The organism is Teredinibacter franksiae (assembly GCF_014218805.1).
Taxonomy (GTDB): Bacteria; Pseudomonadota; Gammaproteobacteria; order Pseudomonadales; family Cellvibrionaceae; genus Teredinibacter; species Teredinibacter franksiae.
In genome coordinates, this window is sequence record NZ_JACJUV010000001.1 from 120,318 (window position 1) to 133,385 (window position 13,068).

Here is a 13,068-nt window from a genome sequence, read left to right on the forward strand (position 1 = left end):
GTTACTAATTATTGACCACAGAACGATGCAGCGTTGTGATGTGCCCTTCAGAAATCGGAGTTTAGCGACAAAATATTCAAACCAGACGTATACGCATGGGTGCGTAATTCCAGATTGCTATTAAATGGGCTTCATTCAGAGGGTTTGAGCGGGGTTGGCAGAGAACTAGCGTTTGAATTAGGTCGATGAACCTAGGGCTAGATAGACCCACATTCATCGATTTCATCTTCTTCGTGTAGGTCAGACTCTTGGGCATCTGTGAGCCAGTCTTCATCTACATATTCCGCGTTTTGCGCGTAAACATCATCTAAATAATCATTCATATCTTTATCCTTCTGTATTTCTACTTCAGGCATTCATTGCCTGTTTATTAAAATTAGCACAAACATATGACAAAGTGTTGACAGTCTTGTTCAATTTTGACCAAAAAAAGTCATCATATGCCTCGTTATGGCGTATTTTTGTGTAAATCGGCCTTAACCAACCGTTCAGCAAGGCATTGCGTGCCTTACACCGCACCCAGCGAAGCTGGATTAGATAGCGGTTAAACCGATGATCAGGCTACAAAAATGACGGTTTACAAGCGATTCTACCCTTGCCACCCCTAGTGCTATCTCGGGCTAGGCTGCCTATCAGCCTTATGAAACGGCGGTAGTATTTTTGTATTGTCTTGTCTTGCGGGATCGGCTTTCACTACGCACTTTCGCCATCCCCTCCCTCCAACCCTTCCCTCTGTCCTCTTCTTCCGCTAACGGTTTTCACTACCCGCTTGCACTGCCTACTGAGGAGCCCCCGCGAAATCAGTTCGATTAGCAAAAAAACGGCCTATACGAAAACAACAGGCACAAAAAAACCCCTGCTCTTTCGAACAGGGGTTTTTTTGTATATGGCGACCCGGAAGGGACTTGAACCCTCGACCTCCGGCGTGACAGGCCGGCATTCTAACCAACTGAACTACCGGGCCACGGTAGCTTTTCGCTAACACTTATCAAGTAGATAAATGGTGGGTGGTACAGGGGTCGAACCTGTGACCTACGGCTTGTAAGGCCGTCGCTCTCCCAACTGAGCTAACCACCCATAAGGCAACATTAAACTGCCCTGTCGCGAGAGCAGCGCATTCTACCGATTTAGCTATACATGTCAAACCAATTCTAGAATAATTTCTTTGCGCCTGGCCGTGCTCATAAGTACCTTAATTAGTGCTCCGGTACGCTATCATTATCTTAGCCACGTCCCGCAAGGTTCAATACATTGTCGATTTCATTCGCTCGCCTCATTATCGCTGCACAGATCGTGATCGCTGCTAGTGCAGCCGCAGCCCCGAGCCAGGCCAACGTCCCCCTCAGCACACCCACCAATAATTACTGGCTGATTGCGCTGTTTGTGGTAATTGGCGCTCAAACTATTGGTTTAATTTGGCTGCTCATCAACAGAAAAAAAAATGTCGATCACATCGACGAGCCCGCACCACTTCTGCAAAATACCCAATATCAACTTTTTCGTGAAATCGCTCGACACGAAGCCACAGAAGAACTCCTGAGGGAAACACAGGAGTATATGCATTGCATGGTAAATTCCATGCCTGCTGTTCTTATAGGTATAACACCCAACGGGTATGTAACCCACTGGAACCATTCGGCCGAAAAAGTTGCTGGCTTAACCTCCGAGGAAGCCGTTGGCTCACATATCGACCAAGCTTTCCCTGAGCTACCCATTTCTATGGAGGCTATAAACGACACTATTCGTACAGGAATACCGCTTAACAAAGGTACCATTAAAGATGGCGTAGGCTCCCAAGCGACATTTACCAGCCTAACCATTTACCCACTCATTTCGCCGGACATCACCGGAGCCGTAATTTTGGCGGAAGACGTTACACCAAAAGTTAGAATGGAAAACCTACTGATCCAAAATGAAAAAATGCTAAGCCTCGGCGAGCTCGCCGCCGGTGTTGCACATGAAATAAACAACCCATTAGCCGGTATATTAAGTAATGCTCAGAATATTTTAAGGCGTACCTCACCCAATTTCCCCGCCAATAAACTGCTTGCCGACGAATTAAACCTTTCATTAGAAGCATTACACGCTTATTTAAAACAACGCGATGTGATCACGTTTATAGAAAACATACAAAAGAGCGGCGAACGCGCAGCCGACATCGTTAAGAATTTATTGGAATTTTCACACGGAAACGACGGCACCCATAAACCGACAAACCTCAAATCACTGATTATCAACACCTTGGACCTTGCCAGTAACACATTCGAGGTACTGCCAGAAGGCAAAGCAGGCCTACCCGAAATAACGGTAAGTATCACCGACGCACTTCCGGCGATCACTTGCTCACCAACGGAGATTCAGCAAGTACTACTGAACTTACTTCGCAATGCGGTACAAGCTATTCGTACCGCCAATAACAAAAGCGTTCCGGGGAGAATAGACATTCATGTAGAAACCAATAAAGAAAATGCTATTGTCAGTATTGCGGATAACGGCCCGGGAATGGAAGAAGACGTACTAAAACATATTTTCGAACCCTTCTACACCACCAAGGGGGTCGGACAGGGTACAGGGCTGGGTTTAAGCGTAAGTTATTTTATTATGCGTGAGCATCACCAAGGAGGCATAGAAGTAGAAAGCGAGCCAGGTAAAGGAACACGCTTTCAAATAAAACTACCCCTTCAGACAACTACAAATCAACATACTGGCCGTTCAGATAAGCCAACACGGTAGGCTCACCTTCCGCTACCTGCGTGCGCATCACATCGCCGATAAAAATATCATGGGTACCATAGGTATATACCGCTTTTTTCGAGCAGAAAAACACCGCCTGAGAATCAGCCAAATAGAAAATGCCCGTTTCTTCGTCACACTTCCAGTGACCATGCTCGTAACGACTTATGCCATTTTCAGGCGTAGAGCAGTTCACCGAAATTTGTTTATGCTTTGGCGCCAGTAAATTAACACAAAAATACTCTGTCGCCTCCATACCCTGCCCTAGGCGCGCATCCTTGTTCACGCAGGCCAGAAGCGACGGTGGCTCTGCCGATACCGAGGTTACGGAAGTGGCGGTCATAGCAAGCCGATCCCCTTTCCTGTTGTTTGCGGTAATCACCGAAACACCCGAAATCAAACGTCTCATACCATCAAACATGGTAGGAGAGCTACTCTGGTCTGGAACACTCATTAACTAACCCGACAACACTTTTGGTTAAAATTGGATCACACAGGCATAACTGAAGTATAGAGTGTGAACCCGGAGTATATGTTTAAATAGCACGCTATTTGAAGGGCGACGAGTCTACAGACCCCTTTGATTTGGGTCAATTAACCCCTATTCACAGTTTTTATACTAACGAACAAACTCCACAAGTCAGAGCTATACAAAACGATGCCCCACTCCACTACCCAACTTTGGGACAACGATCTCATTCGCAAACACGACTTATCTGGCCCCAGGTATACGTCTTACCCAACGGCACCACAGTTCAAGCCCGGCTTTAGCGACGCAGAATGGCTAGAAGCAGCGCGCACCAGCAATAGCGCCGGCACCCCGCTTTCACTTTATTTTCATATACCCTTTTGCGACACCGTTTGTTATTACTGTGCCTGCAATAAAATCATTACGGCGAATAAATCGCTAGCCGAACCTTACGTGCAGGCACTAAAAAAAGAGCTGACCTTGCAATCGGTGCATGTGGATAAAAACCGAACGGTTGATCAACTACACTGGGGCGGTGGCACACCCACCTACCTAAGCAATGATCAAATGAAAAGCCTCATGGATGAAACTGCTCGGCTTTTCACCTTAAAAGACGACGACAGTGGCGAATACTCAATAGAAATTCACCCACAAAGCGTTACCCCCGAGCGACTAGAACTTCTCCGCTCAATCGGCTTTAACCGGCTAAGCATGGGTGTCCAGGATTTTGATGCAAGCGTACAGAAAGCCGTTAATCGGTTTAACAGCTATGAGGAAGTAAACGCCCTTATTGATAGCGCCAGAGCCTTAGGTTTTCGTTCCGTCAGCCTAGACCTTATTTACGGCCTGCCACTGCAGACGGCAGAGAGCTTCAAAAATACACTTGAGAGTGTAGTACAGCTGCGTCCCGACCGAATATCGGTATTTAACTATGCCCACATGCCCGACCTATTCAAAACCCAAAAACAGATTGATGCCAGGCAACTACCGGAACCTCAGGAAAAGCTTATTATTCTGCAGAACAGCATAGAGAGGCTATTGGAGGCGGGTTACGTGTATGTAGGTATGGATCACTTTGCGCTGCCCAACGACGAGCTGGCTATAGCCCAAAAGAACAAAGTACTACACCGAAATTTCCAAGGCTACGCCACCCACGGGAATTGCGACCTGTTTTCTTTTGGCGTATCGTCAATTGCTGCCTTTGGCAGCCATTTTATCCAAAACCACAAAACAATTAACGAATATTACGCGGCGCTGGACCAAAACACACTGCCCATTAACAAGGGGTTGGCGCTAACACCCGACGACAAGCTACGGCAAAAAGTGATTTCCGAGCTTATCTGCCATTTCGAGCTTGAATTTTCTGTTATAGAGGAAGAATTCAACATAAATTTTCGAGATTACTTCAAGGAAGAACTCACCTCACTCGCAACCCTAGCCGAAGACGGGTTACTGCAACTCAGCCCCAAGTCTATTACCGTGAATGACCGCGGCAGGCTGCTTATCCGTAGAATATGCATGGCCTTTGACACCTACGTCAACAAAACCGCTTCGAACAAGGCAAGCACACCAAAATACTCCCGCATCATTTAAGTGGCCGCAGAGCAAGCCCCAGTAGGTTCTACGCCTTAGCTTGCTCAGAGGTTATCTAATACTTTATAACCTGTAGTTCTAAAACTTATACACTATTCGCAATTTATCATATGCTGCACAACAGCATTTTTGACTATAATCAAAAGTGTAACAAGCATTATAGGTATTGTAATAAAAACGCTGGCCAAATCTAATTGGCCTAACCAACGGTTAAGGAGGATTAAGCTCGCACTTCGTAAGTGCGATTTTTCACCCAAAACAAGAGATGTACCCCATGAAATTAATAGCGCATTTACAGCAGTATACCGAGGCGTGTGAAAACATTAACAAACAGAACGCTGCTCGAAAAAAATGCCTGAACTGCAGGCCCGATAGCGATTGCTGGGTATTTTGTACAGAATGCTGTAAGCAAGCAGGGCTAGAAAAGTCGAGCCACCTAGCTGTAAGCAGTCGTAGCTAACCAACAGCAAGGAGTTTGACCTAGGCGAAAAAGCGGTCTGGCCAACACTTTCGTTAGCCGGAATAAGCCCCCCTCTCCCACTAAAATATTCGTGGAGTTACACGTCAACTAAAAACCCGATTCGCTTGTTCCGCAGTGCAACAGAAAAAACGGCGTAAAAGTGCGTTGTACTTGAATTTAGAATAACCAACCAGACAAAAGGAAATGAGGTAACCGCAGGAACCCGAAGCCCCAGCAACTGAAATCACAACACAATAATCCAATACCGGCTTTCCCACCGACTTTCAGCGTGCGTCACCCACATACGCTCAAGCCTAGACTGCGAACATTGCCAGTGGCCTCTCCACAGCCTTGATGAACAATCGCCACGTCGCGTAACACAACCATGCTACATGAGCCCCAGCCCTTAACCCTACAGCAGGCCATCATAATTGTCGCCGACCGCCCAAGATAGTTGGCGTCGAGCAATTCACACACTATCCGTCACTGGCCGCAGACTCAGCGACATAGCGCCATATTAAGAAGAAAAGCGCTTTGATTCTAAGCCGATTAGTGGGTACGCTAAACCTAAACGACGTGCTTGAACTAAGCATCAACCACTAGGTAACCATCAACCACCAGGTAACTAAGGCGACATTTATTTTTTTATTTGGGTTTGCGTTAAGTAAAGTGTCTTATTTGCCTGAAGTTTGGTCAACATCATAAGCTTATCCCGTTGCAAAAATGGCATCTTTGCAACGCTATTGACCTTTATCTCTATCGAAAAGGTCTTTTTGAGCTCGCTTAGACTGGACGGCACATAGCGCGGGGATAGCAATTTAGATGAAGTAGCACGTAATACATTTTATTATTTCATACGTTCAATGTATTCATCTGCCGGTTTTTTATTTATAGGGAATATAGCGCAGAAAAAACACCACGCTTACAGCATAGATTAAAACCGTATGCTTTAGCTCACCTGACTGTTTTATCGAAAAACACTGGTATATTCATGAAGAAAGCAATCTATATAATAGTAGCCGCAGGTATTTTATTTAAGCTAGGGGGTTTCAACAATCCCTTTGCTGATGACCCAGAATTTGTAGCGTCATATGGCGATTCAGTTGTGCTGTACGCAACCTCTTGGTGTGGCTACTGTAAAAAAACAAGAGAAATTCTTGAAAAGAACAACATAGAGTACATCGAGTATGATATTGAACATTCCGCTGTAGGGAAAAATGAGTACAATAAGCTTAATGGCCGTGGAGTTCCGCTAATGTTAATAGCCGGTGAAGTTGTTAGGGGCTATGACCCGAAGTCAATCCTGAGACTAGCAAAATAACAATTAGCGTTCGCCGAATGCAAGCCAGCACAGCAAAAATTTTCGGATTCCCTCACTGCATCGCAAACTTACTTTACTCCTTATTGCCCCATGCACGTAGCTTTATGCAAAATTAGAATGTGGCTAGAATACCGAACTCAAACCTTACGCGTAGCATGCTTGACAAACCAAGCATTGAACGCACCCAACCTAAAATGATTGTACTAGTAATTTTATGGGGTTTAAAACTGACACTCCCGCCTTCTATTTAATCCCTAAACACAATAGAATCCCCTGCTATAATTCAGCCAAGCAAGTCCTTAAAAGGCACAATCAAACATGAAAAAATTAAAAGACGAGAAAGAACTGGTAAAAAAAGCAATTACCGAGGGTATGAAATACGGTGAAGAGCGAGGTGTTGTTGAATTCGAACCCACCGACTCCGCAAATGCAAAAATCGAATACATTTATCGATTACTGGTACACGACAAGGTAATACAACCCCTCGCTCAGGATCAAATATCTCAACTGACCATGAAGCACAAACTTGCGATATGGGCATCAAAACTAAAGTAAACAACATGATCGCTCGAAAGCAACCGAATTAGCGCAGAAAATAACGACACAATACTTCTAGAAAATACCTGCCACCTGGTCGCTGCAAATTACATTCGTGCGTACATCTGACATGCACGTTGGTTTTTTAGTTTGGCCGATAAGGAGTGGCTCATTGAGAGGGACAGGTAAGTTTTTTATACTGATAGCCGCCTGCCTATATTGTTTTTATGCAGCCAATCGATCCGTTCTCCATCGTGAAGGTTGGTGGACAATGGATTATAGTGTTTGGACCAAAAACGTAGCCCTTAACAGTCGCACAAATATAAAGAAACAAAACGGAAAGGATATCCACCTGAATATAAATCACTTTGAAATAATTAGGCCTTCGGAACTGGAGGGTTGGTTTGTCGGTGGCGCAATATCCCTTGGTATAATGCTTATTTACTGGAATACCTTTTTCTATCCCATAATCAATTTATACTAGGTGAACATCTAACCATAATAGCCATACCTAATCCGCCACAGCCCCCAACTACAAAGCTCCGATCCAAGATGAAGGCATTAGTGAAAAAATGCATGGATCACAGAGTGTGAAAAAAACTATATTGGGCGTTAAAGAATTTTTCATCCCGATTAATTCGAAGGAATAGATTGCGGCTGATATGTCTTTACTTGCCGATGCTACGTTTCAACTACCTTTAACAAACCCCCAGCACATTAGCAAAATCTAACACTGTATGAGCTTACAAAAGCTCTAGAAGAAGCCGCCCAGCCAAAACAGAGGTTCTGCCCCGAATGGCGCGAGCCCTCCTAACTACTGATTTTGACTAAATTTGATTAGTTGGGATGGATTTTTTTGCGCAAGCAATCACTCAGATTAAAAAAATGGCTAGTACTACCTAGGCAGCAGCAAACGATACAGTTGCCTCTTGAAAAAACGATTTAATCAGGGCCTTATCCCGTTTGATACTTTCCAAATCTAAAACGGCACGATTCTTTAGTGATTCCCCCTTCTTGAGTGGCTTTTTTGATGTGCCGATATTTCTCACCTGATTCCACACAAGCTCGTCTGGGTTTAAATCCGGTGCGTACGGTGGTAGAAACACCATTTCAATTTTTCCTTCAAGTGTTTCAATATAGTCCGTGACCTTATTTGATTTATGTACGGGATGCCCATCAACGATAAGTATGACGGGGTGGTTACGGCCTTTTTGGAAACTTTTTAAGCATTCAATACATTTATCCGCATTAAATTTTCCGTCAAAAACGTGATACCAAAAGCCCCCCTTATTTGATAACGCTGAGATCGCATTAATGGCCTGTCTTTGACCGCTTGTTCTGACGACAGGTGTCTTTCCTTTTTCACCCCAGGTACGCTGTAAAGGATCATCAGAACGAATAGTGGCTTCATCCAACCAAAATATCTCAGCCCCTTTCTTTTTAGCGTATGCCCTAACTTTAGGGTAGACGTCGTCAACCCATTCTTGCACCGCTTTCTCGTCCCGCTCATAAGCTCTACGTAGCGGTTTTTGTGGCGTCAAGCCCAAGCGATGCAGAATTTTACCGACACCGGAAATGCTTAGGGTAACGCCAAACCGTTCAAGAATTAAATCAGCAACAATTTGGCGTGTCCACAAACCAAAATCAAACCCATGCTGCCTAGGATCTCCGCCGATTATCCACCTCTTTATTTCTTGCTCTTCAAGATCGGATAGTGTTCGATTGCGTCCAGTGCGCGCCTTGGGAGCCAGAGCTTCAATTCCTTTTTCACGCGCTAAACGCAACCAAGTGAAAATTGTTCGGCTTCCAAGACCAAAACTGCGTGTCACTTCGGCCGCACTTTCACCATCATGCACTCGCTGCACGGCTATCTTGCGAACTAAATGCTGCTCTTCTGTACTAAGTTTTCTTGCGTCATTTTTCATGACTTCAATTATACAGGTTTCAAATGAAATGTATTGTTTTTTAGTGGCCCGCTAGTATGTCACCCATATTTAACTGCGGCCAACTCATTCGAGCATTTCCTTTACCCTATTTCAACCAGCCACTAAAAACCCGCTCACTTTTCTCACTGATTTAAATCATTGTCGATTTCCAATATGTTCATATGTGATGCAATGCTCAAAATAACGGCAGTAATACTTGAAAGCGTCGTCGCCGCTCTCATCTACACACATTCCGCCAATTGAATTATTCACCTTAAGCACAATCGATCGCTATTTCCTTAACAAAAAAGGCCCATTATGGATAGCGTATCAACACCAAAAACTTTCTGAGAGTCAGCTTCATCGCCAATCCCTGTACTCTCGCCGCCATATAGTGAAAATAAAACTGAATAATTTATTTACATACTTTATGGCATCACTACATTTTTTTAGGCACCGAATACATCCACCAAAATTACAGGAAACAATTTACGCCGACACTGCAAGGTAAATTTTTATTCACGCACCTCATTCCTACAAATTAATATTCTTCGGAAACATAACGATATTACGTTAAGCATATAACAACAAACACAATTTGATCTTTATCTACTACCCAGAACCCTTTCGGTCACGTTCACCTCACGCCTGCATCATTACCATACTCCTATTTCTGTTCGACTGATTATCTGGTGCGCTACCGAACCACCACATTAAACGCACCAAACTGGACAACGAACAAATATAAATTATTGATAATTGGCATGAATACATTTGCTATTTATAGCTTTATACCGACCGACTTTATGGCGCAACATAGTTGGCACCAACAGAACAAATCTCAATATACGTCAACAATAATATTAATGGCATAAAATTCAACGGAAGTATAAATTTAACATGTTATTTAATTTGCCATTAATGTTTATCCCTGATAGATTCCCGCCAGAACATCATTCGACTGATTATTTTATAAATGTTCTTATCCTTCAGATAATCGATATATTTTAGAATAATTTACGTGTAAGTATTAAATTATGTATTTTCATATGTCCGCCAACAATACGGAACTTACCCCAGCAATATCCGAAACGTAAGAAAACAATATAACCCCATTTGGCGCACGCTATTAAGCGTGGAATTTTGTTTTTGGGGTAGGAAAAACTTTAGTATTCCGGATGCTTTAGGAATACTGATTTCAATTACCATGTACTTTCAATGTAGAAGAGGATGTCTAAATGAAGGTTAGTTCTGTTAAAATTAAAGCACTAGGTATTGCTTTATCCGCAACGATTTTTGCTTATGCCACTGGCAGTTGGGCAGAAAATGATGCAAACCTTAGCTTGGCTGCAGCCGAGCGAGGCTATAGCATTCAACGGTTTGATAGCATTGAGGGCGTTGAGGCCCAGTCCCGAATATTTGAGAAATTCGGTTCTGGCTTAGTAGACTTGGAGGTATTTAACGACGCCTCTGGGGCTGCGCAGTTTGTGGGGGTATGGCAACCCGGCAACACCGACTATTTAATTGAAGAGAATGTTGGCTGGAATGATTTCGAGTCAACCTGGAGCCAGCATTCTTCAAACGGGTATCGCTTAAAAGATGTCGATCGTATATCGAACGGTGGCTCAACCACCTACTATTCCCTGTTTAACCCTGGAGTCAGCAGCTACTCGATGTACGCCGGGAACTGGGCGGATTTTACCAATCACTGGGCAGATGTATCTGCAAATGACGGATTGAGACTAATAGATGTTGATGTACAGGGTTCGGGTAGTACAGATCCCTTTTTGGGCACTTATATTCAAGGTGGCGGAGGCTATGCCTTTTACTCGGTGTTTAGCTACTCGACTTTCTTAAACCAGTTTAATCAATATAAGGCGTCGGGCCTTGAGTTAATCGATGTTGATATCAACTTAGAATCTGGCTCAACATTAAGATATACCGGGGTATGGCGTCCCGGTGGATCTCAAGGTGTTTTAAGTGTACAAAACTCCTGGGATGCGTTTAAACAAGACTGGGCAAGTAAAGTTAATGCTGGCTACCAACTAATTGATATGGATGTTGGAGACGGAAATTCCACAAACAACTTCCAACAGTTTATCGCTTCGTATAAACAAATAAATGCACCAACCACCTCCCCCCTTAATCCAGATGTCAATGTAATGGGGGATTTCCTAGAAAACTTATTTACCGGGCCGACAGTTGTTGAAGGTATGTCGTATGCCTTTAGCCGCAATGGACAGGTTGTAAGGTCTGGAGCAAGTGGTAATGCACTACGCGCGATTGACAGCCCTTCAGGTTTTAATGTGCCGATGACGTCAGAAACAAACCAAACATTGGCCTCTGTTAGCAAAATGTTAACATCGCCCTTGGTACATCGTTTGTTACGACTACGCGGGATTGATGTCAACGCCCCTATTGCAGACTGGCTTCCTGCGGGCTGGACCCGTGGATCAGGCTTTGGGAATAGTGCAAACGATATTACATTTAAACAATTATTGAATCATACATCAGGTTTGTCACAGGCCGGGTTTCAAAATTCTACACGCTGGAGCGACCTGCAAACATTAGTGGCAAATTCATCATCGACAACAATCACATCGCCTACTTGGTATTCCTATGCTAACGCAAATTATGCGCTGCTAAGAGTATTAATTCCTGCGCTGCGAAATGGTATCCCCACTCACTCCAACGTGAGCTTTCGCAACCCGGTCGATGGTGCCAATACGGGCATTGCTTCTACATGGCAAGACCATTGGGATAGCTACAGTGACTACGTTCGCTATTTAATCGCAGATGATTTTAGCATTCCAGTTACCTGCGACACCGATCCTCAACTTAGTAATGAAGCGTTGTTTTATCAGCTAAATAACCCCGGCTCGGGAGTTGAATGGTCAACAGCTATATTTGGCGGTGACGATTGCGGCGGGCATCAAGGTTTACGTATGTCGGCTCAGAATTTAGTTCAATATTGGGATCGCGTACGTTATGACGATACTATATTGAATGAAGCTGAGCGGAATCGCATACGTGGCGGCCAGGGTACAATGCCTGGATGGGCAAGTAGCCTAACAATCGATGGCACCAGTTGGTATGCCGTAGGCCATAATGGTGGGCTTGGCTGGGGCGATTCAAATGGTAGTGGCGATTTACGCACCTGCTTGCTGGAGTTCCCTGGCGATATTACAGGCGCCCTTATATTGAATTCACTAGACACAACAGGCACATCTGTTTGTCAGGATTTAAGGGATGCCTATGAGATAGGAATATCAGGCTTGACTTCTTTTAGCGCCGTAACCTTGGAAGCAGAAAACGCAACGGTCAGTGGCGCGGCCGTAGAAAATCAACACTCTGGGTATTCTGGTAGTGGCTACGTCAATACAACTAACTCGTCAGGTAACTGGATTGAATTTGATGTAAACACTATTCCTTATTCTGGCATCTATCGGGTTGAAATTCGTTACGCCAATGGATCAACTAGCAATAGGCCATTAGATATCGCCATCAATGGCACCGTTGAAAGCACAGCTGATAACTTTGGTACAGGCGCTTGGGCCACATGGAGCACGACTAATGTCAATATCCCCCTAGAGGCAGGTGATAATAAGTTAAGGCTGATAGGGACAGGAAGTAGTGGCGCTGCAAATATTGACCGTATTGTTGTAACTAAAGTAGCCACATTTTCACAACTTTAATTACACTACTATGCCAATAACGCAACTCTACCTGTATTGATTTTTCAAGGTTTACAGGTAATGAGGATGCGGGGGGCGCACTCTAACTCGGCGGTTTTCGCAAGCTAGTGTGGGCCCTACAAAAAGCTCGAGTACTGCAGAGTACTCGAGCTTTTTCGTACGCTGGCGTTATAAGAGCACTCACCCAGCTTATACGTAAAGTTAACCCCCGCTTCACTCACTTATTCAAAATCAACAACTTTTGTTTAGCTTGATTATAGATTTAACAAAGTCTTAGTGGCGCAGAAACGAGAAGCCTAAGCGATTATCGAAAATTTTACGAGGACACACATTAC

8 protein-coding genes and 2 tRNA genes are annotated in these 13,068 nt (G+C 44.2%); 5 read left to right on the forward strand and 5 right to left on the reverse strand.

All coding sequences use genetic code 11. From position 1 onward, the window contains the following. Window positions 1-197: 197 nt before the first annotated feature. From H5336_RS23275 to H5336_RS00400, 3 genes are all read right to left on the reverse strand, one after another. Entirely contained in the window at window positions 198-323 is a 126-nt protein-coding gene (locus H5336_RS23275) for a hypothetical protein (RefSeq protein WP_281385317.1), read from the reverse strand. A 564-nt stretch (window positions 324-887) separates the two neighbouring features. After that, window positions 888-964, reverse strand: a tRNA-Asp gene (locus H5336_RS00395). 37 nt (window positions 965-1,001) lie between these two features. After that, window positions 1,002-1,077: transfer RNA gene (locus tag H5336_RS00400), tRNA-Val, on the reverse strand. Window positions 1,078-1,251: 174 nt separating this feature from the next. On the opposite strand from H5336_RS00400, the gene H5336_RS00405 reads away from it, so the two are divergent. Then, window positions 1,252-2,733 carry a two-component system sensor histidine kinase NtrB gene (locus H5336_RS00405; RefSeq protein WP_185230372.1) on the forward strand — a complete coding sequence of 494 codons (1,482 nt, stop codon included), beginning with the start codon at window positions 1,252-1,254 and terminating at the stop codon, window positions 2,731-2,733. On the opposite strand, the gene H5336_RS00410 is transcribed toward H5336_RS00405, so the two are convergent. Further along, window positions 2,690-3,187: a flavin reductase family protein gene (locus tag H5336_RS00410; RefSeq protein WP_185230373.1), complete on the reverse strand. Its 498-nt coding sequence runs from the start codon at window positions 3,185-3,187 to the stop codon at window positions 2,690-2,692. The two genes, H5336_RS00405 and H5336_RS00410, sit on opposite strands and share 44 nt — an antisense overlap. Before the next feature lie 204 nt (window positions 3,188-3,391). Here H5336_RS00410 and hemN point away from each other — a divergent pair, with 204 nt between their 5' ends. From hemN to H5336_RS00425, 3 genes are all read left to right on the forward strand, one after another. Then, complete coding sequence (gene hemN / locus H5336_RS00415; protein ID WP_185230374.1) at window positions 3,392-4,795, forward strand: oxygen-independent coproporphyrinogen III oxidase; 1,404 nt, start codon at window positions 3,392-3,394, stop codon at window positions 4,793-4,795. Between the two features lie 1,451 nt (window positions 4,796-6,246). After that, window positions 6,247-6,576, forward strand: a complete 330-nt coding sequence (locus H5336_RS00420) for a glutaredoxin domain-containing protein (RefSeq protein WP_185230375.1) — start codon at window positions 6,247-6,249, stop codon at window positions 6,574-6,576. A 318-nt stretch (window positions 6,577-6,894) separates the two neighbouring features. Further along, window positions 6,895-7,131 carry a DUF5062 family protein gene (locus H5336_RS00425; RefSeq protein WP_185230376.1) on the forward strand — a complete coding sequence of 79 codons (237 nt, stop codon included), beginning with the start codon at window positions 6,895-6,897 and terminating at the stop codon, window positions 7,129-7,131. 881 nt (window positions 7,132-8,012) lie between these two features. On the opposite strand, the gene H5336_RS00430 is transcribed toward H5336_RS00425, so the two are convergent. Beyond that, the gene (locus H5336_RS00430; RefSeq protein ID WP_185230377.1) at window positions 8,013-9,038 is read right to left on the reverse strand and encodes an IS630 family transposase; all 1,026 of its coding nucleotides are present in this window, start codon (window positions 9,036-9,038) and stop codon (window positions 8,013-8,015) included. 1,238 nt (window positions 9,039-10,276) lie between these two features. Between H5336_RS00430 and H5336_RS00435 the strand changes: the two genes are divergently transcribed. Then, complete coding sequence (locus H5336_RS00435) at window positions 10,277-12,733, forward strand: serine hydrolase (RefSeq protein ID WP_185230378.1); 2,457 nt, start codon at window positions 10,277-10,279, stop codon at window positions 12,731-12,733. Window positions 12,734-13,068: the final 335 nt, after the last annotated feature.

Excerpts from the sequence above, each read along its gene's own strand:
- hemN (WP_185230374.1), top strand. The coding sequence starts at position 3,392 with ATGCCCCACTCCACTACCCAACTTTGGGACAACGATCTCATTCGCAAA.
- H5336_RS23275 (WP_281385317.1), bottom strand. The coding sequence starts at position 323 with ATGAATGATTATTTAGATGATGTTTACGCGCAAAACGCGGAATATGTA.
- H5336_RS00430 (WP_185230377.1), bottom strand. The coding sequence starts at position 9,038 with ATGAAAAATGACGCAAGAAAACTTAGTACAGAAGAGCAGCATTTAGTT.
- H5336_RS00410 (WP_185230373.1), bottom strand. The coding sequence starts at position 3,187 with ATGAGTGTTCCAGACCAGAGTAGCTCTCCTACCATGTTTGATGGTATG.
- H5336_RS00420 (WP_185230375.1), top strand. The coding sequence starts at position 6,247 with ATGAAGAAAGCAATCTATATAATAGTAGCCGCAGGTATTTTATTTAAG.
- H5336_RS00425 (WP_185230376.1), top strand. The coding sequence starts at position 6,895 with ATGAAAAAATTAAAAGACGAGAAAGAACTGGTAAAAAAAGCAATTACC.
- H5336_RS00435 (WP_185230378.1), top strand. The coding sequence starts at position 10,277 with ATGAAGGTTAGTTCTGTTAAAATTAAAGCACTAGGTATTGCTTTATCC.